Here is a 26,616-nt window from a genome sequence, read left to right as displayed (position 1 = left end):
TAGTTATTATTAAACAATCTGTGCAAAAACCGGAAAACCCTCTCCCCCTCTCCCCATCTCCCCATCTCCCCATCTGCCTTAATGATAAGTCTTTACCCGGACATGATATTAAGTCTGTCTTTGAGCAATTCTCAGATTATTAGACCAAATCTTGTGGGGTAGGCGTCCTCGCCCGCCCTCTTATCTATGTACGGGATAAAGATAATCATCTCGTTACATCTCAATTTTCCGCTTTTTCCAGTAATCCGGTTTGCGCTTTCCGTGTGCAATTGCAATCACCCAAATAATCTCTTCAAGTTCTGTATAAAAAATGAGATAGGGGAAATGTTGAATAGTGTAACGACGTACCCCTGTGATTTTGTGTGGCGTTCCTAAATTGGGATTTTGTTGAATCTTCCCAATAGCTTTCTCTACTTCAGATAATAAATCAAGTCCCAAGCCTGCTTTTTGCTCTTCATAGTAAGCAATCGCAGCATCAAGCTCCTTTCGAGCTGCAGTGTGGATAACAATAAACTTCATGAATACTTTTCGCGTAACTGAGAAAACACTCGATCTGATGCTTCGCCAATCGCTATTCCGCTATGAATATCTTCCAAGCGTTGGGTTAATTCTGTATCCCAAGCAGTCTCTACATCATCATTGACACCTTCATCTAAGGAATGTATCAAAAAGTGTGCAAGTTCGGCACGTTCTTGTAGAGAGAGTTGAGAAAGTTCAAGCTTGAGTTTTTCCGCTGTCTCAGTCATGTTATTGTTTCTTCCAAGAATTCAGACTTTATGCTTAACTATTTAATTTTAACTGAGATCGCCCCCTTTAGAAGTGGGTTGAGAAAGAAAGCTCATTCCCTATTCTAGAAACGTGGGTTTTTGGTCTGAATCTAGACCGTTTCTGCTAGTTGATTGTTCAGGGTCTCCTTGTCAAGTTTGTAACGTTGAAATAAGTCACTCAGAGCGGTCTTGTCTGTCTCAGCTAGTCGAACCAAAGCCCACAAGAGATGTTCGGTTCCAATTAATCTTTTACCCTGAAGCCGAACGATTTGTAAGGCAAGCTCTAGAACGAACTTACTTTGTGGACTAAACTTTGGATTCAAAAGGGATTCAAAAGAACCCTCACTGGTTTCGATGTTCAGGGTCACACCATTGGCTCGAAGTAAACGAGCACTTGTTGTAGTTGGGTCTGCTAACAAGCCAGCAAGCAGATGTTCTGGCTCAACAAGTGAGTTGTGCGATCGCGTTGCCTCATTTCGGGCGAAATTGATTGCGTTGATTGCCTTTTCAGTGAACCGCTCGAAACCAAACTCGAAGCCAAAGAAGTTTTTGACTCGATCGACTAGTGTTTGCATAGAGTTCTTTGCCTCATAGATGAAAACGTCTTCGATTGCAACATTGAACAGGCTGGCAATTTTGAAAGCCATCTCAAGGCTGGGATCGAACTTGCCGGATTCAAAACCATTGACCGCCTGACGACTAACTCCTAATTCTCTGGCGAGGTCAGATTGTGACCATTGATGCAGTTGTCGAAGTTCTTTCAGTCGGTTTTTCATTGGCTTTGTCTGTTGGTCGTCAAGTATTACTTTACATATTTGCAAAACCAATTGTCAAGTGTTACTTGACAAATCATGTTAAGTAGCTATGAGTGTGCGTTCAATCGTAATTTGAGCAAAATTCTGAACTATAAACTGAGCAAAAATTAACACCAATTCAGACCTTATCCAAAGTCCAATCAAACAAGAAGCACTATGCAATCATCAGTTTTGCCTGAAACTCTTGTGTAGCAATGATTATTCTTTTTTCTCTAGAGAGGGTGATGGAAGAGCGCTATGCTTGAAGTATCTGTAAGCATCTATAGCCAGTCAAAATGTCAATTGAAACACAATCATGAATTTGTTGTTGTTTCGTATCTGTCCCTAATCAGGATTGATTTGTATTTGCAATCGCATCTTGGAGCGTGCTATGAAACTGACAAAGCAAAATCTCTCAGAACGTGCCGATCGTGTTTATGACGTGATTGTTGTCGGTGGTGGAGCTGGTGGGTTGTCTGTTGGCATTTACCTGCAACGCTATCTTCATTTTTCCGTGTATTTAGAACACGCTCCCGGTTCCATGTTCCGTTTAGGTGTGGGTTTCAAAGATAGAATCTTGAATTACCCATTGCATCATCCCCTTTTTGATGTGGATGAATCTGCCATCATTACCGGAGTTGTGACTATGGCTTACACGGCTTATAAATATTGGCAAGAAGTTTAACCTTACTCCTTTCCTGCTTCAAGATTACCTCTCTGAATAAACTACACGGGTGCAAAGGAGGAAAAGAAAACTAGTAATCTGATAGTGGGAAAGGAATAATCCATTTTTATGAAGTATTATTAGTTATTCAATGAGGTCATCTAAATTCATTGATTGCCTTCAGTGTTTTAAACTACTTTAATCAAGATAGGGAGTTCGGGCGATGAGTCAGGCAAGAACAGAGGACATCCACTGGACGGTTTACGATCTAGATCTGTTGCCAGAAAATGAGGGGACGCGCTATGAAATTATTGAAGGAGAGTTGTGTGTGACAAGGGCACCTCATTCAAGGCATCAGCAAACCTGTGGGCGGATTTTTCAGCAACTTAACACTTGGTCTGAGGAAAGCAATTTAGGAGAAACAATTCCCAGTCCTGGAATTATATTTTCAGATACCAATAATGTCATCCCTGATGTCGTATGGGTAACAAAGGAAACCTATATACAACTGATTGACGAACAAGGGTATTTAACAGGTGCTCCAGAATTAGTTGTTGAGGTATTATCTGAAAGCCAGCAAGACCAGAAAAGAGACAGAGTTGCTAAACTTAAACTCTATTCTTCGAGTGGAGTGCGCGAGTATTGGATAGCAGATTGGCGATCGCGCAAACTTGAAATCTATCGCCGAGAAAACGGTCAACTGAAGTTGGTAGCAACTTTGTTTGAGAAGGATTTAGTAACTTCTGCCTTGTTACCAGGATTTAGTTGCTTAGTTAAACGCTTTTTCCCTTAATTGGCTGTTTAATTGGAATTTCAATTATAAATTCTGTACCCTTTCCAAGGGTAGATTGACAGTAGAGATTGCCACCATGCTTTTCTACAATAATTTGATAACTGATAGATAAACCCAATCCGTTTCTTCCAAAAGATTTTGTTGTAAAAAAAGGCTCGAATAGTTTAGCTTTGACATATTCACTGATTCCCAAAGCATTATCAGCGATATGAATAGCAACCCTATCATCTCCAATCATTGCGGTGCGAATCTCAATGCGGTTTTGTTGCTGCTTAATCTCTTCAAATGAAAGCTGTTGATTGTACTCATCCAATGCATCAATGGCATTGGTAAGAATATTCATAAAAACTTGATTGAGTTGTCCTGCCCAACACTCAACCAGTGGTAGCTGACCGTAGTCTTTAACTACTACAATACTGGGACGTTCTGGTTTTGCCCTTAAGCGGTAATTCAAAAGAGTGAGCGTGCTGTCAATCCCCTCATGGATGTTTACCGCTTTCATGTTAGCTTCGTCTATCCGCGAGAAAACCCGCATCGATTTCACAATTTCCTGAATGCGTTGTGCCCCTAACGTGATGGAGTCAAACAACTTCAAAATATCATTTTGAAGGAAGTCGAGGTCAATTGTTGCCATATTTGCTTGAATGCGAGGAGTTAGGAGCGGGTATTCGTCTTGATAAAGACGCAGGAGGTTTAAGATATCATGGGTGTATTCGTTAGCATAGATAAGGTTGCCATAAATGAAATTTATGGGATTGTAAATTTCATGAGCAATTCCAGCAACAATCTGTCCTAAACTAGACAGTTTCTCGCTTTGAATCAGCTTGATTTGTATTTGTTGTAAGTCATTATAAGCAAGGCTGACTTCTGCAACTTTTTGCTCCAAAAGACGATTTTTCTGCTCCAATTTTTCAGCTAGCTCGTTTAGCTTTAAGTGCAATTTAACCCGTGACAGGACTTCCTCTTGCTGAAAGGGTTTGGTGATATAGTCCACGGCACCAACTTGAAAACCTTTTATTTTATTGGCAGTGTCGGAGAGTGCTGTCATAAAAATGACAGGAATATCCTTTGTGTCAAGGGCTGCTTTTAATTGACGGCAGGTTTCAAATCCGTCAATTTCTGGCATCATTACATCCAACAAAATTAAATTGGGTAAAGCGTATCTGACCCGTTCCAAGGCTACTTTTCCAGATTTCGCTACCCACACTTCTAAACCAGCTTGGTCGAGGGCGTCAGATAAGACACCTAAATTAGCAGGATTATCATCAACAATGAGAACGGTCGCAGTTTGGTCAGGAGCAAGATTCATGTCGCTTACTTATGAGATTCAATGAGTGTCAGGATTTCTTGGTCTTGAAATTCCTTTGCCAGGTGACGCAGTCTTTTTGCAAAAGGGATGTATTTTTCATCCATTTGTTCAAGTAATGCTGCTTGTTTAATAATTCCCTTAAAGTTACCTTTCATTACTAACTCGTGCAGAATTTTTATTTCTACTGTAGGTGGAATTACTAGCTCCACATTGCCTTGCTCTAGTTGGGTCAAAGTTTTCTGCTCTTCATAAAGCCACTCTAATTGAAGATGTTGCCGCAATTGCTTGAGGAGATCTATTGCTTGTATGGGCTTGGGAAGAAAATCATTCCCTCCTACTTCCAAGCTGCGATGGCGATCGCTTTCAAACACGCTTGCTGATGAGACAATGACGATCGTGTTTTTGAATGCTTCCGACTCGCGAATGCGCTTAATCAAACCAAACCCATCAAGTTTTGGCATCAGCAGATCGGTAATAACCAAATCTGGCTGAAATTCTTGCAATTTGTACCACCCCTGTTGTCCATCGATTGCCTCAGCCACATCAAAGCCAATCGGGCTGAGCAAATTGGCGATGACCGAGCGGTTTTCCCATTTGTCGTCAATGACAAGCACTTTGGGTCGGCGATCTTTGATACCAATGATTTGTCCGAGATCGTCGGCTTGAGATGTTTTGACCCACTCATCAGCGTTGGGCAGGTTGACATCAAACCAGAAAATACTGCCAACACCCATTTCACTTTGAACCTGAATGGTACTGCCCATAAATTCCACAATTTTTTGGCTGATTGCCAATCCCAGCCCAGTACCCTCTGTCTGTTTGCGGTTGTCTCCCGCCTGCTCAAATGGTAAGAAAATAACTTGGAGTTTTTCTTGGGCAATGCCAATGCCTGTATCGCGCACTTCAAAGCGAATTTTCCCTTCAGAGGCATAGCTGATAGTAAAGGTAACGCTGCCTGTATCGGTAAATTTGATGGCGTTACTCAGGAGGTTGATCAGCACTTGGCGCAAGCGTTTTTCATCGGCATGGATACCGATTGGCAGTTCCGACGCCAGTTGATAATAGAACTGAATGCCTTTGAGTTCAGCGCGAACGCGGCACATTTCCGCCACACCTTGCAGGAAGGCTGGGAAATGGAAATCCATCGGCGTGAGTTCTACTTTCTGGGCTTCGATTTTAGACAAATCCAGGATGTCATTGATTAAAGTTAGTAAATGGGAACCGCACTGGTAAATCACATCAATTCGCGATCGCTCTTCTTCATTAAGGCTTTTTGAACGCTGAAGAATTTGGGCATAACCCAGAATGCCATTGAGTGGAGTTCGCAGTTCGTGGCTCATGTTGGCAAGAAATTCACTTTTAGCGTGACTCGCTGCTTCTGCCGCTTCTTTGGCTTGGGTAAGTGCCATTTCAAATAGCTTGCGAGCGCTAATGTCGTTGTTAATTTCGAGTTGAGCGCATGGCTGCCCGGAGCCATCGCGTTGTAGCGTCCAACGACTTGCCACTGTGATTTGCCGACCTTCGCGAGTTCTGTGGTGCAGTTCTCCCTGCCAGTGTCCCTGTTCTAAAAACTCGGTCAAGATGGTTTCTAACGGTTTGGGGAAGACGGTGTCCAGGAAGGTGTGAATGTACTGCCCAATGGTTTCTTTGCGCTTCCAACCGTAAAGGAGTTCTGCGCCACGATTCCAGTAAGTAATTCGGTCTTCCATGTCCCGAATGATGATACTGTCACTAGCTGAGTCCAGAATTTCTAGAGTTTGACGGAGAGTTTCCTCTGCTTGTTTTTGTTCCGTAATGTCGGTATGCACTCCAATCCACTCGCAGACGCTACCATCTGCGCTGAAAATCGGAACAGCTCGCACATTCATGTAGCGGTACTCACCATTGTAACGGCGCAAGCGATATTCCACCTTATAAAGTGTCCCATTAGCAAGGGAATTTAACCAAACTTGTGTAGTGTGGGCTCGATCGCCGGGATGAATGGCATTCAGCCAGCCCCATCCTTTCAATTCCTCAAAGGACTGTCCGGTAAATACACTCCACTGGGGTTGTTCAGTAACAAACTCACCGTTTGCCTTGGTATCCCAAATGATTTGAGCAGTTGCTTCAATCAGCTTTCGATATCGTGCTTCGCTGTGTTGAAGTCCTATCTCCGCTTGTTTGCGATCGGTAATATTTCGTGATATTGCGATAATGCCCAGAATGTTGCCGTGAGTATCCAGCCAAGGAGTCTTTGTAGTTAGAAAAGTTCCACTTATCTGTCCATTAGAGACATCTTCCTCGTAACTTTCGGTAAGGCAAGTTCTCATAATCTGGCGGTCTTTTGACACGATCGCACGCGCTGCATCAGGCGGTAACAGTTCAGTATCGTCTTTGCCAAGAATGTCCTCAATTGGCTTACCAAAAAATTTTGCCAAATTGGAGTTAAGAGCAACATGGCGTCCGTCAAGATCTTTGACAACAATAAAATCTGGGATACATTCTAAGATAGAGCGCAACAGCGTGTTACTTTCACGCAGAGCTTCTTCAGCTTGTTTGCGTTGAGTCGTTTTTTCGCTGTACATAATGATGCCGCCGATTTCACCACTTAAGGTATGCCAAGGTCGAAGCAACCAGCGTACCCACTCGAGAGATCCGTTGGCTCGTGGATAGGGATCTTCATCTCGTTGTTCGATTGCTCCTACCAAACACCTTTGGTGAATTTGCTTCCACTCTTGTGAAATATCAGGAAAGACCTCATAGTGAGAGCGCCCGATAATATCGTCGGTCAGGTTATACTCTTCGAGCCATTTGCTATTCACAGCCAGATAGCGCATTTCTCGATCGAAAATGACTATCGCAATGGGAGAATATTCAATTGCTTGTAGTAAGTGTGCCGCACTCTCACATAAAGGGGTCTTTGTTGGGCTGTGCTTTATATCTAGCATTTGTTATAGGGAACCTTCCGGAGTCATCTGTCTATAATACAGAGTTCCCTTTCAACTTGGAAAAATAACAAAGCTCAACTCATTTCTGACTTTCTTGTTGCCATATAAAAAAATGTAAAATTAACCAAAATATATGTTTAATTTAGTTGAATTGTTTAACAAATAAACAAAAACTCCCATCACCAAGTGTGGGAGTTAATGTCACTAGCTAGCAAGCTTGATGGCTGTAAATTCAAACAAAACGAGAGACGCAAATGTTTGCGTCTCCAAAGCCTGTTGATTACTTCTTACCTGCTTCGCTAACAACACCCATTTGTTGTTGAGCTTTTACCTTAGCTGCCTTAAATTCAGTAGCCAATTGCTCGCTTTGGTCAGAGCTGAGGTTGTTGCGGATAGCGGCGAACATGGTGCTTTCCTCTTGACGAATGTGATCGCCAACAGCATCCATCAGGTTTCTGATTCTGTCCTTAAATTGATCGATGTTAGAAGGATTGATAGCCTTAATTTCATCTAACAACACCCGGAATTGACCTTGCTCGTCATAGAGTTCCTGGACGTTGTCTTCACCGTAGAAAGGACGTACTCTGGGGTATATAGTTTCCTCTTCAGCGATGGAGTGTGCCAAAAGGTCTTTGTAGATTTGACCGAAGTACTCTTGGATTTTCCGAGGATCGTTGCTAGCCAGAAGTTCGGTGAAGAGAGTATTGACCTTATTATGATCCAGGCGGATAACATCCTGGATATTCATATCATTCTTATCAGAGGTTTGGGTAGCAACACTACCAAATACGCCGCCTAATGCTGCCATAGCATCTTGAACGCGTCCCCAAATACCTTGATCCGCATCTTGACCGGTGAGTTCGCGAACACCTAGAACTTCCAAAACGCCCTTGAGTTGTTCTTGGTGAGCGCGGTTCTCAAAGTTAACGGTGTTCAAAGGTCCAATTGCCAACAACACGTCAGCACGATTTATACCTCTGGTTCCACAGGCAAACCCAAGGGCGTGCAAATTCCCCATAAGGCTTTAAGCAACTTTTTGTTTGCTATGAGGCAAACACCGGGGTTAACTCAGGAAGATATCTTACTTGCAGTCACAACTTATTCGTTTGATATTGCAGCATTGGAACTTTTCCTCCCGATTACAGTAGGTGCGTGCTTAGGCATTGCCAGTCGGGAAGTGGCTGCAGATGGAATACGCTTGTCGTCGATGCTGTTGGATTCAAAAGCTACAGTCATGCAAGCCACACCAGCTACTTGGCAAATGCTTTTAGCAACAGGTTGGAATGGGAATCATCGCTTAAAAATCTTATGTGGTGGAGAAGCCTTACCTGGGAACCTAGCCAGTCAGTTACTGTATCGCTGTCACTCGTTGTGGAATATGTACGGTCCGACAGAAACCACCATTTGGTCAGCCGCATCTCAGGTAGCCATTGAGAGCAACGTTGTACCAATTCGGCAACCCATTGCAAACACGCAACTTTACATCTTAGACCAATACAGTCAGTTGGTGCCTGTCGGTGTACTAGGTGAACTGCATATAGGTGGCGCAGGATTAGCACGGGGTTATTTTCACCGTCCCGACTTGACAGCAGAAAAGTTTATCCCCAATCCCATTAGTGATAACCCAGGCGCACGTCTGTACAAAACTGGGGATTTAGCCCGTTATCTGCCCAATGGAGACATTGAATATTTGGGACGTATTGACCACCAGGTCAAAATTCGTGGTTTCCGCATGGAACTGGGAGAAATTGAAGCTGTCCTGTGCCAACATCCAGCAGTACGAGAAACCGTAGTGGCAGTAAGGGAAGATGCAGTAGGTTCTCAAAGTTTGGTAGCTTATGTAGTTCCCCAAAAAGGGCAAACACTGACAATTACCGAACTGCGCCAGTTTTTAGAGTCTAAGTTGCCAAACTACATGGTACCAGCAGCTTTTGTCCTATTAGAGGCGTTACCGCTCACCCCTAATGGTAAAGTTGACCGCAAGGCACTAAAAGTACCTGATACAGCACGCCCAGAGTTGGAAGTAGTTTATCAGCCGCCCCAAACCGAGGTAGAAAAAACTATTGCTAATATTTGGCAAGAAGCTCTTAAGGTTGAGAACGTAGGAATTCATGATAATTTCTTTGAACTTGGGGGTCATTCATTGCTTTTGGTTCAGGTTCATAGTAATATCCAAACAATATTTCAACGAAATTTTCCCTTAGTTGAAATGTTTCAATATCCAACTATAAGCCGCCTAGCTAGATATCTTAGCCAGGAGTCAAGCGAAGAAATATCTGTTATAAAACATTCTCATCGTCCTGAGAGCAGGAAAGCTTCAGTTCAGCGTCGAAAAGAAGCCAGAAAAGAACATCGAGCAGCGACGAAGGAAAAAGGCGTTTCATCTCAATAAGGCAATAAAAAGTTTTATCCTGTTCTCTCTTAAGAGTTTTTTGCTCTAATAAAGCAATTTATAACTCAAATAGGACTGCTATAGCTAATTAGTTATTTTTTCTTATAAATAACAAAAAATAATGACCTTAACCAGAAGGTGTACTTGAAACGATTCTTAGCAATTCAGTAGAAAAAATTCATCAAGGACACAAAATGACATTAAGTAACAAAGAAATTTTCACAAAGAATAATTTTCCTGAAGTCGAGCAGCCATTACATTCCGAAATTGAAGAATATGTGATGCAAATGTTTGCTCCATCTGAACGAGGTCAATTTTTAGAACAACAAATCGATGAGATATTTGAAAACCTATCTCAAGATTTTTTGATGACAAATAATGCAAATAGTGATATTGATTTAGATTTACTAGTAAAAAATTTTTGTGATAGTAGAATCCCTACTCAACCTATAGATTTTGAAAGTTATTTAAAATACTTAGGTGATAACGTTGTTGCTCATTCAATACACACTTCTTCACCACGATTTATCGGTCATATGACCTCGGCGCTTCCATCCTTTGTGCGCCCTCTAGCTAAACTGATGACAGCAATGAATCAAAACACTGTCAAAATAGAGACAGCTAAAGCTTTAAGCTTCTGCGAACGTGAGGCTTTAGCGATGCTGCATCGACAAATTTATAATTTTTCCGATAACTTCTACACTCAGCATATTCAAAATAATCAGAGTACACTAGGAATTTTAGTTTCTGGTGGTACAACCGCAAATATTACAGCAATGTGGTGTGCCAGAAATACGTCTTTAGGACCAAAAAATGGGTTTTTAGGCATAGAAAAAGAAGGTTTAGCCGCAGCTCTAGATTTCTATGGCTACAAAGGAGCCGTTGTGATTGGCTCTGAATTGATGCATTTCTCTTTTGATAAAGTTGCGGATTTGATGGGCATTAGTACCCAAGGTTTGATTAGAGTTCCAGTTGACTTGAACAATCGAGTTAACATACAGGCATTACGCCAAGCTGTTGCCCAATGCCGTAGGCAAAAACTACATATCATAGCCATGATTGGCATTGCTGGAACTACAGATTCTGGTAGTGTTGACCCACTGGAAGAGATTGCGGAGATTGCCCAAGAAAATAACATACATTTTCACGTAGATGCCGCCTGGGGTGGTCCGGTTATTTTTTCCAAAAAACATCGACACAAGCTTGCTGGCATCGAACGCGCTGATTCAGTAACTATTGATGGGCATAAACAACTATATCTACCAATGGGTATTGGTATGGTCTTTTTCCGCGACCCCCATATAGCAGCAGCGATCGAAAAACAGGCTAGCTATACTCTGCGTAAGGGTTCATTTGATTTAGGCAAACGTGCTTTAGAAGGTTCTCGACCAGGCATGGCTTTATTTTTACATGCTGGGTTAAAGTTGATTGGGCTTAAGGGATATGAGTTCTTGATTGATGAAGGCATCCGGAAAACCCAATACATGGCTGCTCGTATTTCGGCTATGCCTGAATTTGAATTACTGGCAGAACCTGATACTAATCTCCTCATTTATCGTTATATCCCAGAGCAATTGAGAGAGCTTGTAGCTAACAAAGAATTGACAGAAATAGGCAATCAAATTATTAACATTTTTAATGAGCGCTTACAGAAAACACAGCGCAATCTTGGTCGTACTTTTATCTCACGAACAACAAAAAACACTATCATTGCTGGTCAAGAAATTCCTGCGATCGCCATGCGTGCCGTCATTGCAAATCCGCTAACGACTGAAGACGATATTGACGCAGTTTTAAATGACCAAATTCAAATTGCTTCTGAAATTTCAATGTCATCTTTTCTAGGTTATGAGGAATTAGCTAAGTCAGAATGAAGCCCGTTCTTTTCGGCTTCTTCTTGGCGACTTTGTACCTTCCCTTTGGAAGGCGCGTGCATGAAACAAAAAATATTGACAATTGGGTTTTGACCTATGGATACAGCAAATACTTTTATGAATAGCTTAAATGATAAAGATGAAATTGCTATTATTGGTATGGCAGGACGTTTTCCTGGGTCAAAAAATGTTGATATTTTTTGGCAAAACTTGCGGGATGGTGTAGAATCTATTTCTTTTTTCACGGATGAGGATCTAGTATCTGCTGGGATAAATACAGGATTGCTGAATGACCCCAATTACGTCAAAGCCAGTGGTGTATTAGAAGATATAGATTTATTGGATGCTTCATTTTTTGGCTTTTCTCCTAGAGAAGCCGAAATTACAGACCCACAACACCGCTTGTTTATGGAATGTGTTTGGGAAGCTCTAGAAAATGCTGGTTACAACTCTGAAACTTATAGCGGTCAAATTGGTGTTTTTGCTGGTGTTGCCGCAAGTAGCTACCTGCTTTCAAACTTATATTCCAATCGGGATTTGATGGAATCAGTAGACAGGTATCAGATTTTGATTGGAAACGACAAAGATTTCTTGCCGACACAAATTTCTTACAAATTAAACTTGAGAGGACCAAGTATCAATGTGCAGACTGCCTGTTCCACTTCATTGGTTGCTGTCCACCTAGCCTGCCAAAGTTTAATGAGCGGTGAAAGTGATATTGCTTTAGCAGGGGGTGTTTCCATTGTAGTACCGCAAAAAACTGGTTACCACTATCAATCAGGAGGAATTCATTCTCCTGATGGTCATTGTCGGGCTTTCGACGCTCAAGCAAAAGGAACTATTGGTGGCAGTGGTTTAGGTGTAGTCGTTTTGAAAAGATTAGAGGATGCCATTGCTGATGGTGACTCAATTCATGCAGTCATCAAGGGTTCTGCTGTTAATAACGATGGTTCTTTAAAGGTTGGATATACAGCTCCTAGTGTTGATGGTCAAAGGGAGGTGATTTCGGAAGCCCTTGCCTTAGCTGGAGTTGAACCTGAGACTATTACATATATAGAAGCACATGGTACAGGAACTCAATTAGGAGATCCAATTGAAATTAAGGCTCTTACACAAGCTTTTCGCACTAGCACTGATAAAAAAGGCTTTTGTGCTATTGGTTCTGTAAAAACTAATGTTGGGCATTTGAATACAGCAGCGGGCGTAACGGGCTTAATTAAAAGTGTACAAGCATTAAAACACAGACAAATACCTCCTAGTTTGCACTTTCAAGAGCCGAATCCACAGATAGATTTCGCCAATAGTCCCTTTTATGTCAATACCACGTTATCGGAATGGAAAACTAACGGTACACCTCGCAGAGCAGGTGTCAGTTCTTTGGGGATTGGCGGGACTAATGCTCACGTTATCCTGGAAGAAGCCCCTGTTATTGAACCTTCAAGCACTTCCCGCCCTTGGCAATTGTTACTCCTCTCAGCTAAAACCAGTACAGCCCTGGAAATTGCTACAGCCAATTTAGCTGCTCACCTCCAGCAAAATCCCGATATTCCCCTACCTGATGTCGCTCATACCCTACAAGTGGGTCGTTGGGCTTTTGACTATCGCCGCATGGTTGTTTGCCAAGACCTGGACGATGCTGTGAATGTATTGACTTCCTTTGACCCACAACGTGTTTTTAATATCCACCGCAAGCCAACCCACTGTCCAGTCATCTTCATGTTTTCAGGACAAGGGGCGCAATATGTCAATATGGGGCGGGAACTGTATGAATTGGAACTGACCTTCCGCAAACACCTAGATACTTGCGCCGAGATTTTGCAACCTCACCTTGGTCTTGATATCCGTACCCTACTTTATCCCGTAGCAGAACACACAGAAACTACCGCTTTCGAGCTACAACAAACTGCTATAGCCCAACCCGCGCTGTTTGCGATCGAATATGCCCTGGCTCAGTTATTGATGGAATGGGGAGTCCGTCCAGAGGCGGCAATCGGTCACAGTATTGGGGAATATGTGGCAGCCACTATTGCAGGTGTCTTTTCTCTAGAAGATGCCCTAGCAGTTGTGGCAACCAGAGGGAAACTCATGCAACAATTGCCAACAGGGAGTATGCTTGCCATTGCACTGCCACACAAAGATGTGCAATTGCTGTTGGATGCAGAAACCTTGGATGGTAAATCTTTAGACATAGCAGCAATTAACAGCCCATCAAGCTGTGTGGTGTCTGGTACAAATGAGGTAATTGCAGCACTCCAGGAGCAATTGTCTGACCAAGGGATTGAATGCAAACGGCTACATACATCCCATGCTTTTCATTCTGCCATGATGGAACCAATATTGGAACCATTTGTGCGGTTGGTGAAAACAGTCAAACTCAGACCACCTCGTGTTTGTTTTATTTCCAATGTGACGGGAACTTGGATTACAGATGAAGAAGCCACAAACCCCAACTACTGGAGCCAACACCTGCGCCAAACTGTGAAATTTTCCGATGGTATAACCCAATTGTTAGAGCAGTTTGAAGGGGTGTTTGTGGAGGTAGGACCGGGAAGAACGTTAAGCACATTAACGGCACAGCATCTAGAAAAGGTTGCAAAACAGGTGGTGCTGAGTTCATTACCCCATGTGAAAGAAAAACAATCGGATGTTGCGGGATTGTTGCAGACATTAGGTCGATTGTGGCTGAGTGGTGTCCAAATAGATTGGTCGGGATTTTATCGCCACGAACGCCGTCATCGTTTACCTTTGCCGACTTACCCGTTTGAGCGACAACGCTACTGGATTGAACCGCCAAAACCAGGATTTGGACAAAATGGCAATGGGCGAGGGCATAACGTCTCTATCGTTACCATGCGTAAATGCCTGCGCTCCCAACTCCTTATTCATCTGCACGGCATTCGAGTCTGTATGCACCCGCACTGAGCTAAAATCTGCTCCAAAGCGCGTTTCCATGAATTCACGGACATTGTCTGCTAATGGGCTACCACCACCTTTAGAAGCATTCAGGCTACTCTCCACATGAGAACTTGCAGAGAAACTTCCACCCGCTTTACGCTGTAGCATCTGCACTTCTTCTTGTTCCTCACCCTCTATTGTCTGTCGCTGTATTAAAGGGGTAATGCTTTGCGCCAGAGGTTTCATCTGGACTTCTTCTTGTTCCTCCTCCGTTTGACGCTGTATCGATTGTTGCACTGCTGCGTCTGGCATTGTCATGACTTGTCTGGCGATGCTATCTGCTTGTTGTTCGTACTTATCCCCTGGTGCGCCAACACTCAGTTTGGTTTGCACTAAGTGCAAAGAATCTTCTTTGTGTTCTTCAACGGGTGCAAGTTGCACGTCTTCATCCGGTTTTTTCTCTTGTTCAGGTTCGGGTGCAAGGGTTTGTGCAACTGATTTTAAATTGATTTGTTCTTGGTTTTCAACGTGTTGTTCTTGGCGTTGAATCTTGCCTGCATCTTGTGTCATTTGCAGGTTGGTTTCTGGTTCGGGTTGCTTTTCTTCTTCAGTTTCTTGGCGTTGAATTGCGTTATGAGGAGCGGTTTTAGGAGCATACAGGGGGATGTTGACAAAATTGAAACCAGCATAGGGCGTGTTCGGCGACACTTCTGGTTTCAAACTCATGTTTTCTTCCTTGTTCTCCTCCGACTCCGAGTTGCGCTGAATCACCCCGGAATCGGACTTCATTTGCAGGTTTTCTGCGGAGGGTTCGTTGTTTTCTTCTGTTTCTTGACGTTGAATTTCCCCTGAGTCAATACCTGATGTACTGCGTTCTGGTGGCGACACGGGAATATTAGCAAAGTTAAAGCTTAATCCTGGAGTTGGGCTAGTTGAGATTTGTTCATCTGTTTGTGTACTCTTGGGGTGTGGGTCAAATTGTGATAAATCTACCTGTGTTGTTTCATCCGCAAAGGGACGTCGAGAGAATTGTGACCTCTGTTGTTGTAGGACCAAAGATGACCAAGATGAGTTTTTTTGCTGTACTTTTTCACTCATTGCTGCCAAACTCCAGAATCGGCTTTGATTAATCAACTCTCAACAGTCCCCAATCATTAATGAACCACACAGGCACACCAAAGCGTCGAGATAATACTGTTTTAACTGCTCTCCAAATTTTGTGCGAGGATTTGGGTATGTTTACCCGCTTTTGCTTAAAAAGGTACGACCTGAGTTGGTGTAACTATAGTCACTGTACCAGCACTGAGGGTGATAGCGCTAGCAGTAATAGTCACTGCGCCGCCCGCCGTTATGCTAATTGCAGCCCCAGCAGTTACACTCACTGCACCACCAGCACTTACACTGGTTGCACCACCAGATTTCATACTGAGGTTTGCGGTTGCGGTAGTGTCAACTGAAGCAGCTCTAGAATTAATGGCAGCGATCGCAGTATTGTCAATGTTCCCCATACAACTGATACTGATACTACCATCCGTATCATTCAATCGTATTTTTTGACCTGCGGTTGTTTGAATCTCAACAAACTTCTCACTGTCATTGATTTTTAATTTGTGACCGCCTGTCGTCTTAATATAAACTCCCGCCTTGCTACCACCCTTATCTTCTTCCACAAACTGGATTTCATGACCGGTACGAGTTTTCAATGTCCGCAAGCGAACTTTGCCATCCACAACACTATTATTGACTGCTTCTGGCGGTGCATCTTTGCCGTTCCAGACTCCACCAATAATGTAAGGGCGGTGAATGTCACCGTGTTCAAAAGCGACTAAAACTTCATCGTTAATTTCTGGTAAACAATCAAACCCACGCGAATTTCCTGCACCGGGAGCAACTACCCTCGCCCAGTGACTGGCGTGTTCTTCTGTTAAAGTAGGAAACTTCACCTTAACTCGACCCCAGCCTTTCGGGTCTTCGTTATCCGTGACAATACCTACTAAAAATGTTTGTCCGGGCTGCAATTGAGACTCAGGAACTAGGGCCGTCAAAAAGTTTCCTCCCCGAGAACCGCGCACGCTAAACTCTGTTACGTAAACGCGATCGTAGTAAGTGTGACGGGTATCGGTAATATAGTACTGACCGCTATGCTGTCCCATCTCTTCCAGTTTGACAATTCGTCCTGGTCGAATCTTCGTGTTACCTTCAGCTTTAGCATCAGCAAAGATAAATTGTCCTCCTAGTTCATCACACAGCGCTTGCGCCATTGCATCAGCTTCTTTAGGGCTGAAAACTGGTCGATCCACAACTATCATTTTAGGCGTAGGTAACTTACCCTTACCCTTAAACTTATCAGGAGTTTCACTTCCTACACCGTTTTCTGTTTTGGTAATAATTTGTGCTGTTTTCACTTTAGATACGATTGGTCTTTTTTCGCCATAATCCCAACCTCGTACCTCCACTTCTTTTACCTGTTCCGCACTCGTCATCCGAACTCGAAAACTATGCAAGTCTATTAACCATTTCAGAGTTAATTCTTCGTTGTCAGCTTTGGGTTTGCGGAAGTGGAGTTCGCCATTTTGAACAAACAGTTCAAACCCAATTTTAGCCGAGCGCGATCGCAGAAATTCCATGTTAGTTTGATTTGACTGAAAAGCATAATCATGTGGAGCCCCGCTGCTGTCAATCTTGCCAATTTTTATTCCCACTTCTTCAGCAATTTTCTTGACAATATCGCTATCAGTCATATTTTGAAAAGACCGATTGTAACGTCCCCGATGTAAGCGATGGGAGATATCATAACCTCGAACTATCACGGGAGCCTGAGATTTATCACTAAAATGGGTATCAATTGCTGTAATTTCCCCTTCTAGAATTTTGTTTTCGTTTTCTTCATCAAAATCCTGAGATTCCGTAGTACTAGATTTAAATCCAATCTTAACGGGTTTACCTATTTGTAACAAATCTTTGTAACGCCAAGTTGTATCCTGGATTCGTCCGGGAAAGTAATCATTTTGAATTGTTAGCGTAAACATTCCAGGTCGATGCAAGCTTTCTTCCATAGAAATCTGGACGATATCGTCCATCAAATTTTGTGGAGCTGGCTGACCATCTATTTCTAATAGAGGTAGGGAACGGTAAGTAGCCATAAGTACTTGAAAATAGGATTTAATTTTTGTGGATAACTGAAGCAGAAGTTGTTATAAAATGTATTTAATCAACCATATAGTTCCAAAAAAAAACAGAGCAAAAAAGGAGAAATTATGTTATCTTTTGGCATTTTTCTTCATATTTGACATACTTTGTTGCTGGCGTTGTTTTTGAGTAGGATTTTGAGGAGTTACAGGTGCGTTTGGTTTGGCTTCATCCGCTTCTTTGAGAGTTAGGCTATCGATAACAGCACGTACTGGCGTCCCATCGGGAAGAAACATAGTTAGCTTGTAGTTGAGTTTTTCTACAAAACAGCGTCGCAAGTACACTTGCTTCCCCCATACAAACTGGTAGATGGGTGGACGTTGTTGTCCTGGTGCAAATTCAACAGCTTTTTTAAATTTTTCGATATATTTATTAACATCAGCACCTTCTTCGTAGGTGTCAAATAAAATGTTGCTAATAGTAATTTTATAAGCTTTTATATTGGAAAAGCTGACTTTAGGTTTACCTTTCTCTTGAGTACGCGCCCCAGAATTTTCTGCTGTTTCTACAACTCCTTCAAATGCTAATTGAGTGGGGTTAAACATAAACTCAATGTTTCCACCACCATCTTGTGCTATAAGCGTAGCTTTTGCTAGTGTGTTTGCTACTGTCATAGTTTTTCCTGTTATTTTATTACAAAGATTTTGCTTGAACTAGGAATAGGAACCCGGCTTCTCAAAGCAATTAGGTTTCGATTATCGCCAACAACCTCTAACCAAACCGTGTTGGTAGTGTCCTTGTCTTTCTTGTTCTATTTCTAAGCGTTGTTGTATAAGAATATAAACCTCCTGAGTTAAAATTTCCAGCTTATTATCGAGGATTGAAACATCGCTATTGTCTTTTCCTGCATCAATTCCGGAACTTACCTTATTAGAGGCTAACTTAGTAGAAGTCCCATAAGGTGAAATATCATTGCTTAACCACATAGGGTAGCCTACACTCTTGTTACCCCATCTTTCTCCATCTATTTCTAACCTTCGCTTTAAGAGAGTGTAAACCGTCTGAGCAAGAATTTCTAGTTCCCCCTCATCGGCAGATTTGTCTTTGGATACAACTTCTGTTACGATCTGTTCGGAAGTTGTACTGCGCTCTTCTGATATGGAAGAACTAGTTGCAAAAGGAGAATACAGTTGTATAGAGGAAGTTTCTCTTTCGGAAGAGGAAAAAGGCGCAAATTCATCTTCCGGTAGCCTGTTAATATCTGTATAATTTTCTTCTAATAGTTCAGAGATGCTTGACCAAGAATTTGGGAGGTCACCCAAGAACTGTTGATTTGGAATTTGGGATGTTGGGCTATAAGGTTGGTTGTCAGTAGTCGCTGTTGGTTCCTTGTCTTTTGTCTGCAACCCCAAATCTAAATTCGTCTGTATCAAATTGTTTTCGCGATTGAGAGGTTGAGTGAAACCCAAGGGGTTGAGAGTAGGACGATTTTCTATTGTATTACTGGAAGTTGCATTCAGTAATTCGGATATACTTGACCATGAGTTGGGTATGTTTTCACTGTTAGGTGCGGGAGGTTCTGCTGGTGTTAGTATATTTTCCGCAGGAAGTTGCGATCGCTGTACTATAGAATGCTCAGATAGTATTGGTGTTTCCTGGGAAGTGCTGGATGTGGGAGAAAATTCAGCTATCTGTTTGGAAACTTGGAAGTCTGACTCTTGAGCTAAAGGCGATAATTGATCTAATGGTTGGGGAATAGATATTTGATTGTCTAAACGCGATTGGATAGCAGTTGACGCACTACTAGGTGAAATTTCTGGCAATCTAGATTCAGAAGTAAGACTTGTGTTGGATGGTATAATTGCTTCGCTGTCTTCTGAAAACTGTTCTATTTGTTCTGGTGATATTGAGAGCTGCGATGATTGTAAACTAGATTGAACAATTGATTGTGCTGGTTGAGTTTCCGACGCAATATCAACTGGTATAGATTCTAGTTGTGGTTGAGTTGATTGAGATGCTGGTGTGGTTTGCTTCTGAGTTAAAGGAGTTTCATCACTAAGTTGAACAACTGATTGTGCTGCTTGAGTTTCCCAACCAGTCTCAACTGCTGTAGATTCTAGTTGTGGTTGGGTTAGTGCTGATTGAGATGGAACCGACTCTAATAAAGTTGCTGACGGAAAAATGTTAGGCGTGAGAAAGTTAGACTCTTGAGATAAAGGTTTAGAAAATCCTAAGGGTTTAAGAAAAACTATATTGTCAGTTGCTACTGGGCTACTTGCAGAATTAAGTTCTGGTTTTATCGGTTTCTCAGATTTTGTTCTTATCTTTGTATCTGCAACGGTAGCAACATCACTTGCACTTGTTAAGTCAGAGAAACTTGAGCTTGGCGATGGCGATCCTGTTCCATCATCAAAGATGGAATCGAGATTCATTTGAACCAGAGGTGATAAAAATTCTGCCGCTTGCAAGTGACCTAACGCTGTTTTAGACTGACCTAATGGCGATAGTGCTTGTAGCGGTGAAAATGTTTGTCCTAGCGTTTGGGGTGGAAGTAAAGGGTCTTTAAGCCCAAGGGGTTTGAGAGGCATAATTTTTCACCGAAAATAAAAGGGCGGAAGCCCCTGAATTTTATTCATGGGGAGGAAGCCCGAAGGCGATTTTAATCAGTGTTGAAATATCTTAGAACGCATACGAGTAGCCGTCCTTTTGATGAATTGGTGAGCAAAATCTGTAGCTAATACCTGCAATACGACCGCTTTTGGTAGCAATATCAAAACTGCCCGTTTTACGACACAACACTCGACCAACGTACTTGCCTGCCTTCTTGCCAGTAGTGACAACGGCTTTTACAATGTCCCCAGTTTTGAAGCCAAAATAAACTTGTTTGCGCTCTCGATGTCGAGTTGGAAACCCATAGCGGTCAGTCCCACACATTTGACGTGTTCCCCAACCGGCTACAACACTAATATTGAAATTAAGACCATTGTTTCATTAGAAGTATCTGATGCTATCCTTTCGGCACTGAAAGAGGAGCAGGGTAAGCATGCCTTGATCGCTTTCCGACACAATATAGAGGCTTTCTATTAATTAACCTTTCTGATTTGGGCAGTTTTGACAAATCTGTTGCTTGAGCAAGTACCAAGAAAAAAGGCAGCTATGTTGGAGGCGCGATCGCTTTCGAGCTTAGCACGCACAGTCATACCAGAATCGGCAATGTCAACATACTCAAATCTTGCACCAAGAAAAAATGGATGTCATTTAATAACACAGTATTAAATGACATCCCTTAATTTAGCGATAAAAGCCTGCAAAAATCAGATAGTATTATCGCGTATCTTTTTACATTGGCTGGGTTTGTAACTGTGGCACAAGTAGCGGAAAATACAAATTGATTGGATTGATGCACGCACCAAAACATCGCATATTATCAAGTCAGACTTTGGTAAAACACAACGGTGTAAACTTGTACAAAAGAATGACTAATTAGTTAGCATAAAAAATTGATTGTATCATCACTACAAGTAGCCTTCAAGATTTTTACGCTGATACAAACCCTTAAGAAGAAAGGGTCAAATCCTCAATCTCGGATGCTCAGAATTTTTTGCTCCAAATAATGCTGAAGCAAACGATCGGTCTTAATAAATTGCCGTATTTCATTTACCTGCTCACTACTAATTTCAGTCACTCCAGGAACAAAACATATTCCCAAAATAACTATTTGTGGTGGGAGATATTTCCCGGTTAATTTATAATTTAGTGTTGCCATAGAGTTAGCTTAAACCGCTAAATTTATTTTCCTTAATAGCGGTTACGGAACCCCTTGTTTCCTGCATTACCACCAAACGAGCTTCTTTCTTCTCTAGGTCTAGCCTTGTTCACTTTCAACTCACGTCCCATCCACTCTGCACCATTAAGCGCATCAATAGCAGCTGTTTCTTCAGCATCTGTACCCATTTCTACAAAACCAAAGCCGCGTAAACGACCTGTTTCACGGTCTGAGGGTAGCTGAACTCGCTTGACAGAACCGTATTCTGCAAACACAGCATTCAAACTTTCTTCTGTCACTTCATAAGAAAGATTGCCTACATAAACTGACATACATTGTCTCCGAAATTATAAATGTCTGGAGATTTAAGTTTCGGAAAAAAGTTTGCCAATACCAAAAACAAAAAGCCTGTTAATACTAAAAACAAAAGCTGTTAACCGAATTAACTCTCACCTCTTAATTATGGCATAGTAAATAACTTTACACAGAGGTAACGAGAAAAACGTTATATAAACAATTAAGAGCTAAGTATACGTCCATTTGTTGCTTTGGGGAGTATGCAACGTCAAAGGGGTGTGCCTAATTTAGCCTGCCTACGCAAACTTCCTTCGTATAACCCCTGCTCTAGAATCTCCTCCGGCTTTCTGATATTGTTAAGTTTGATAGTGTTGGGCTGCTTATTTCCATAAGACTGTACTAAGGGAGTTCTCACTCATGCCGATGAGTTCTTTTGAAGCTTCTATCAATAGCAACATCACAGGCGATGTTGCTATTGCTAACTACCATCGTCTGCTTAAAGAGCAGGGATACATATATCTTGAGGACATCCCTGATAATTTTGACTACCTAGAATTCACTCAGAAGTTTGGCTCTCTCATCCCACACAAGTATAACGGGGAATATGTGTTCTCTATCAAGGTTGAGCCCAATTTAGGAGAGCGATACCCTGCGTTCACTACGAAGGATGTTGAACCGCACACTGAGGGCTATGAGTATGACCATATGCCACTACACTATCAATGTCTGTGGTGCGTACACCCTCCAAGTTGTGGGGGAGGACAGACACTATTAGCGGATGGTTACTCCTTCGTCAACTCTCTTACGGATGAAGAACGTGAATACATCACAAAGAACAAGTTTGATTTTGTGACTCCCAATAACAAGGTCGTAAAACATCCACTCCATGATGTGGAGTCCTGCGAACAACCTATAGTTAGGTTCAATTTCAGCAGCATTAAGCTTGATACAGACCCATATTTGAACGACATTGCTAACCGTTTTCTACAGTTCTTCGACAAGGAAAAAATCTCTATCAAGTGGTCTAAGAATGCCTTACTGATTTGGGATAATTTCCGCATGCTACATTCGCGGACTCAATATCAGGATCGAGAACGCCATCTGAAGCGGGTTTACTTAAATTGATAAGTGTTCAAATTGTCACCAAGTTTATCTGTTTCTTACTAATTAACCCATGACCAGCACCCCAACCAAAAAAGCTTCTTCAATGGAAGCTAAGAAAAAACTTTTCGATATGATTCTGGCTTTTGTAAAAAGTCAGTGTATCTACGTTGCTACCCGCTTGGAAATATTTAATTTCTTAGAGGAGGAGGGAGAGCAGAGTCTTGAAACGATAGCCGAAAAAACGGCAACAAAAGCAGAAAGGCTCTATTTCGTCCTTCGAGCTCTAGCACATTTAGAGGTATTGGAGGAAAAGCCAGGGCGAGTTTTTGCTCCCACTGAATTATCATCCCTCCTCGTGACCAACAACGGACCCTCAATCGGGCATTTTGCCATGCACATTATCGAACCCGCACAGTGGGACGCGTGGAAAGTGCTTGAAGATGCTTTACATACGGGTGAAGTGCCATTTGAAAGGGCAAACGGTAAAGGTGTTTACGAGTTTTGCCAGGACGACGAATGGAGTGGCGAGACGTTCATCAATGCGATGAGTTTCTTGACAGACCATGCGGTTGATGCATTGTTGGATGTTTATGACTTCAGCCGCTTTGATACCGTAATGGACGTTGGCGGCGGTCAGGGTGGGCTCATTGCTCGTATTGTCAAGCGCTTTGGCTGTAAGGGAATGTTGTTTGAAGTGCCTTATGTAGCCGAAACTGCCCCCGCCTATTTGTCCAAGCAAGGGGTTGATAAAGATGCGGTGCAAATTATCTCAGGCAACGTGTTTGAATCAGTGCCTGGTGGTGCGGATGCGATCGTTATGAAGTATTTCATATCGGCGTGGAACGACGAAGATGCGATGAAAATATTGCACAACTGCAAGCAAGCCCTACCACCCCACGGAAAAATTATTCTCTTGCAGGCTTTTGTCCCTGATTTAGATGAACCAAAAGTGGCTCCTGATGGCATTATGCCCGGAGTTTTTGCGGTGCAAGTTAATGTTGCAGTACCAGGGGGTGGATGGCGTACACGGCGACATTTTCAGGAGTTGTTTGAGAAGTGTGGATTTCAGTTGGAGAAAGTGGTTGACACGGAAACCAACCTTTCAGCAATGGAGTTTGGTTTAGCATCGTAATTAAACGCACAGATGGTGCCACTCATGTCTAACACTACTCAAGAAGACCGGACGGTGATGCAGCGAGTCATTTTCATAATGATGCTGTTTTACCTAATCCAGCCATACGGATGTAATCCAGGGCTTTTCGGTCTTCCACTTACCATCTATCTCAAAGAAAGCCTTAAACTTTCCCCAGCACAGTTGGCAACCTTCACCAGTTTGATTTTTATTCCCTGGTTAATCAGACCACTTTACGGAATCATTGGGGATGTCATTCCAATCTTTGGCTACCAGTTCAAAAGCTATTTTTGTATTTGCTATACGCTAGCAATTGTTGTCTTACTGGGATTAAGTACCTTACAATTCAACATAATTTCTCTGATAGCAGCTGGTGTAATATTAGTCAATGTGGCTATAGCCTTTAGCGACGTACTAACAGATAAAATCATGGTCGTTCAAGGTAGGATTTTAAATAATACGGCTCGCTTACAGGCAGCTCAATGGACATCTCTGGGTTTTGGTAAAGCGCTTCTATATTATATTGGGGGCTGGCTTGCTCAAAATTCCAATCTATCGATCGCTTTTCTGCTAACTGCAATTGTGCCTTTGTTTGGTTTAGTCGCAACCTTCGTATTACTGGCAGATGAAAAAAAGCAGCAAAAAACAGTTTCACTTAAAAGTAGTCTAAAATCCCTTTGGTTAGCAATGAAGTCGCGGCAACTTCTAGCTGTTATCGGCTTTATTGCTTGCCTGGAGTTCACTCTCATTCCATCCTTCGTCAATTATCTCGTCTATTACCAAAAGGATAGTTTAAACTTTGATGCTCAATTCATAGGTATTTTGGGTACATTTGAAGCTGTTGCCAATGGTTTCGGCGCGATTGTTTTTGGAATCTTTGCCTTCAGGATTGCACGACGACGGCTGCTTAATGTTGCCATTGGCTTCACTGCGGTTTCTACCCTCGGTTTGATATTCATACAGAATATGCAAAGCGCTATCTTGGTTAGTTTATTTTTTGGATTTTTTGCCATGATAGCGATGTTGGGTGTATTGGAAATTGCAGCCAGAGCTTGTCCTGTTGGTGCAGAAGGCTCGACCTATGCAGTGATGATGTCCGTTTATAACTTGGTTAAACAACCAGGTCCCATCTTGGGTGGTTACTTATACGACCGGGGAGTTCCAGTTTCCACCCTTGTTATTATCAGTGCATTATTTACAGCCTGCTGCTGGTTTTTAATTCCTCTACTTAGGTTAGCACGAGAGCCAAGTTTATCGGACGGGCACCAATTCTAGTTGGTAGTCCCCCTTGGTTATATCCCCGGTTTCTCAGGAAAGTCGGGGATTTTGCAAACCTCAAATCAAAGTTGACACATCACCATTCGCTAAAAGTTCGTAAAGAGCAAATGAGACTCAATCAGTTACAACAAAGAATTATCAGTCTTCTTGAATCTCTACCCGTAAAAAACGAGCATTTGGCTCCCACAGGCATAATAGAACCTTTTCAAATCAAGGTAGGCGACACTGTCACGGGAATTTTGCGATCGCTTCGTCGAGGTCAACCAATGGTTTGGGACCCTTGGATACTAAAAGATGGCGATGTGTATCGTCTTTTTTACTTAGAAGGGGTAGAAGGACAAATTCCTTGGTGGACAATTAGTAAAATCAGCGGTGCAATTTCCACTGATTTGGAGCACTGGGAAGATTTAGGAACTATTCTTGAGCCGGAACCAGCCAACGATTGGGAATCGGGAAGAGTATGTGCGGGATGTGCCTATAAAGAAGATGGCATCTACTACCTGTTTTACTCAGCAGGTGGTAAAGAACCACCACACTTAAAGAATGAAGGAATTGGTTTAGCAACATCGACTGATGGTATTCACTTTTCACGCTACTCTCCTCACCCTTTGTTAATACCTGAAAATAACGATTCTTGGTACGGACGGTGTAACTGGACGGGACATTTTCACTGGCGGGACCCTTATATTTTTAAAGATGAGCAGACTGGCAATTACTATATGTTCATTTGTGCAAGTTCTCAAGCACCGGGTAATTTCCAGGGATGTATTGGTCTAGCAGTGGCAGACAAAATTTCTGGACCTTACAAAGTGCTCGCCCCTGCTGTGGATGTGCCTGTGGATGTAGACAATTGGCCTTTCTACCACTTAGAACGACCTCAAGTCATTTACAAAAACGGTAAGTATAACCTGTTCTTTTCGTGCTTCAAGCAGTATTTCAACCCTAAATGGCTGGAATCAGTAAAGCATAAACGAGTAACAACTTCATCCCTATATTGGTATATTTCTGATAATATTACCGGACCCTATAAGCCAATAGATAATGATGAATACATCGTTAAGGGAAGCGAAAAAACTGGAATGTATGGTACCAATTTTCTGCTAATCTCTGAAGATCCGGAGGAATATATAGCCTATGGTTGGTATCACAAACTTCACACCCTAGAAGTACACGGAGGATATCGCGTTAATTGGAGAAACACTGACTATCCTTCATTGGGTATTAAAGGAAGCTTACATAATGACGGCATGAAGCTGCTTGATACTCTGGAAATTTTGCCGTCTAGAGCATCGGTCAAGTAAGGGACTGCCAAGCTTTTTTGGGGTAGGTATCCTTGATTACCCTACAACTGGACGGGCGTCTCGCCCGTCCCACAAGAAATTTTTTAGAGATTTGGTGATTTGTAGTCAGGAATGTAAAAATAACTATCACCTCTACAAATAACCAATGACCAATGACAAATGACCAATGACCAATGACAAATGACCAATGACCA

At 42.3% G+C, this 26,616-nt stretch carries 19 protein-coding genes and 4 pseudogenes; 9 read left to right on the top strand and 14 right to left on the bottom strand.

Annotation, left to right across the window (positions count from 1 at the left end; genetic code table 11):
* Positions 1-213: 213 nt before the first annotated feature.
* From ACYRY3_RS07925 to ACYRY3_RS07915, 3 genes are all read right to left on the bottom strand, one after another.
* Positions 214-519, bottom strand: a complete 306-nt coding sequence (locus tag ACYRY3_RS07925) for a type II toxin-antitoxin system RelE/ParE family toxin (RefSeq protein ID WP_460201156.1) — start codon at positions 517-519, stop codon at positions 214-216.
* The gene (locus tag ACYRY3_RS07920) at positions 516-746 is read right to left on the bottom strand and encodes an addiction module protein (RefSeq protein ID WP_460201155.1); all 231 of its coding nucleotides are present in this window, start codon (positions 744-746) and stop codon (positions 516-518) included. Before ACYRY3_RS07920 ends, ACYRY3_RS07925 begins: the two co-directional genes overlap by 4 nt.
* A gap of 131 nt (positions 747-877) precedes the next feature.
* Positions 878-1,543, bottom strand: coding sequence for a helix-turn-helix transcriptional regulator (locus tag ACYRY3_RS07915; RefSeq protein WP_460201154.1), 666 nt, complete (start codon positions 1,541-1,543; stop codon positions 878-880).
* A gap of 526 nt (positions 1,544-2,069) precedes the next feature.
* Between ACYRY3_RS07915 and ACYRY3_RS07910 the strand changes: the two are divergent.
* Positions 2,070-2,246 (top strand): annotated as a pseudogene (locus tag ACYRY3_RS07910) (hydrolase); the annotation flags it as partial.
* A gap of 202 nt (positions 2,247-2,448) precedes the next feature.
* Positions 2,449-3,018, top strand: a complete 570-nt coding sequence (locus tag ACYRY3_RS07905) for a Uma2 family endonuclease (RefSeq protein WP_460201153.1) — start codon at positions 2,449-2,451, stop codon at positions 3,016-3,018.
* Here the strand turns inward: ACYRY3_RS07905 and ACYRY3_RS07900 are convergent.
* From ACYRY3_RS07900 to ACYRY3_RS07890, 3 genes and pseudogenes are all read right to left on the bottom strand, one after another.
* Complete coding sequence (locus ACYRY3_RS07900) at positions 2,999-4,327, bottom strand: sensor histidine kinase (RefSeq protein ID WP_460201152.1); 1,329 nt, start codon at positions 4,325-4,327, stop codon at positions 2,999-3,001. The two genes, ACYRY3_RS07905 and ACYRY3_RS07900, sit on opposite strands and share 20 nt — an antisense overlap.
* Positions 4,328-4,332: 5 nt before the next feature.
* Positions 4,333-7,254, bottom strand: a complete 2,922-nt coding sequence (locus ACYRY3_RS07895; protein WP_460201151.1) for a PAS domain-containing hybrid sensor histidine kinase/response regulator — start codon at positions 7,252-7,254, stop codon at positions 4,333-4,335.
* Between the two features lie 280 nt (positions 7,255-7,534).
* A pseudogene (locus ACYRY3_RS07890) lies at positions 7,535-8,218 on the bottom strand (hemerythrin domain-containing protein); the annotation flags it as partial.
* On the opposite strand from ACYRY3_RS07890, the gene ACYRY3_RS07885 reads away from it, so the two are divergent.
* The 3 genes and pseudogenes from ACYRY3_RS07885 to ACYRY3_RS07875 all read left to right on the top strand — a co-directional run.
* On the top strand, positions 8,159-9,646 hold the full coding sequence (locus ACYRY3_RS07885) for a non-ribosomal peptide synthetase (protein WP_460201150.1): 1,488 nt from the start codon (positions 8,159-8,161) through the stop codon (positions 9,644-9,646). The pseudogene ACYRY3_RS07890 and the gene ACYRY3_RS07885 overlap by 60 nt on opposite strands.
* Positions 9,647-9,840: 194 nt before the next feature.
* Positions 9,841-11,520 carry a pyridoxal-dependent aspartate 1-decarboxylase PanP gene (gene panP, locus ACYRY3_RS07880; RefSeq protein WP_460201149.1) on the top strand — a complete coding sequence of 560 codons (1,680 nt, stop codon included), beginning with the start codon at positions 9,841-9,843 and terminating at the stop codon, positions 11,518-11,520.
* Positions 11,521-11,616: 96 nt separating this feature from the next.
* A pseudogene (locus tag ACYRY3_RS07875) lies at positions 11,617-14,316 on the top strand (type I polyketide synthase); the annotation flags it as partial.
* On the opposite strand, the gene ACYRY3_RS07870 reads toward ACYRY3_RS07875, so the two are convergent.
* From ACYRY3_RS07870 to ACYRY3_RS07840, 7 genes are all read right to left on the bottom strand, one after another.
* Complete coding sequence (locus ACYRY3_RS07870) at positions 14,260-14,472, bottom strand: eCIS core domain-containing protein (protein ID WP_460201186.1); 213 nt, start codon at positions 14,470-14,472, stop codon at positions 14,260-14,262. The pseudogene ACYRY3_RS07875 and the gene ACYRY3_RS07870 sit on opposite strands and share 57 nt — an antisense overlap.
* Before the next feature lie 1,196 nt (positions 14,473-15,668).
* On the bottom strand, positions 15,669-17,558 hold the full coding sequence (locus ACYRY3_RS07865; protein ID WP_460201148.1) for a VgrG-related protein: 1,890 nt from the start codon (positions 17,556-17,558) through the stop codon (positions 15,669-15,671).
* A gap of 117 nt (positions 17,559-17,675) precedes the next feature.
* Complete coding sequence (locus tag ACYRY3_RS07860) at positions 17,676-18,218, bottom strand: CIS tube protein (RefSeq protein WP_460201147.1); 543 nt, start codon at positions 18,216-18,218, stop codon at positions 17,676-17,678.
* 81 nt (positions 18,219-18,299) lie between these two features.
* Positions 18,300-20,132, bottom strand: coding sequence for a hypothetical protein (locus ACYRY3_RS07855; protein WP_460201145.1), 1,833 nt, complete (start codon positions 20,130-20,132; stop codon positions 18,300-18,302).
* A 91-nt stretch (positions 20,133-20,223) separates the two neighbouring features.
* Positions 20,224-20,478 carry a hypothetical protein gene (locus ACYRY3_RS07850; protein WP_460201143.1) on the bottom strand — a complete coding sequence of 85 codons (255 nt, stop codon included), beginning with the start codon at positions 20,476-20,478 and terminating at the stop codon, positions 20,224-20,226.
* 643 nt (positions 20,479-21,121) lie between these two features.
* Positions 21,122-21,310, bottom strand: coding sequence for a hypothetical protein (locus ACYRY3_RS07845; RefSeq protein WP_460201142.1), 189 nt, complete (start codon positions 21,308-21,310; stop codon positions 21,122-21,124).
* A 32-nt stretch (positions 21,311-21,342) separates the two neighbouring features.
* Positions 21,343-21,642 (bottom strand): RNA recognition motif domain-containing protein, encoded by a 300-nt coding sequence (locus tag ACYRY3_RS07840; protein WP_460201141.1) that lies wholly within the window; start codon positions 21,640-21,642, stop codon positions 21,343-21,345.
* A 382-nt stretch (positions 21,643-22,024) separates the two neighbouring features.
* Here ACYRY3_RS07840 and ACYRY3_RS07835 point away from each other — a divergent pair, with 382 nt between their 5' ends.
* The 4 genes from ACYRY3_RS07835 (at position 22,025) to ACYRY3_RS07820 (ending at position 26,422) form a co-directional block, all read left to right on the top strand.
* On the top strand, positions 22,025-22,732 hold the full coding sequence (locus tag ACYRY3_RS07835) for a TauD/TfdA family dioxygenase (RefSeq protein ID WP_460201140.1): 708 nt from the start codon (positions 22,025-22,027) through the stop codon (positions 22,730-22,732).
* A 49-nt stretch (positions 22,733-22,781) separates the two neighbouring features.
* Positions 22,782-23,843 (top strand): methyltransferase, encoded by a 1,062-nt coding sequence (locus ACYRY3_RS07830; protein WP_460201139.1) that lies wholly within the window; start codon positions 22,782-22,784, stop codon positions 23,841-23,843.
* A gap of 24 nt (positions 23,844-23,867) precedes the next feature.
* The gene (locus ACYRY3_RS07825) at positions 23,868-25,118 is read left to right on the top strand and encodes an MFS transporter (protein ID WP_460201138.1); all 1,251 of its coding nucleotides are present in this window, start codon (positions 23,868-23,870) and stop codon (positions 25,116-25,118) included.
* Between the two features lie 110 nt (positions 25,119-25,228).
* Positions 25,229-26,422 carry a family 43 glycosylhydrolase gene (locus ACYRY3_RS07820; RefSeq protein ID WP_460201137.1) on the top strand — a complete coding sequence of 398 codons (1,194 nt, stop codon included), beginning with the start codon at positions 25,229-25,231 and terminating at the stop codon, positions 26,420-26,422.
* Here ACYRY3_RS07820 and ACYRY3_RS07815 read toward each other — a convergent pair.
* Positions 26,415-26,616, bottom strand: a pseudogene (locus ACYRY3_RS07815) (hypothetical protein); the annotation flags it as partial. The gene ACYRY3_RS07820 and the pseudogene ACYRY3_RS07815 sit on opposite strands and share 8 nt — an antisense overlap.

The sequence above is a fragment of the Scytonema sp. NUACC21 genome (genome assembly GCF_054684315.1).
This window is presented reverse-complemented; position numbering and strand designations above follow the sequence as displayed.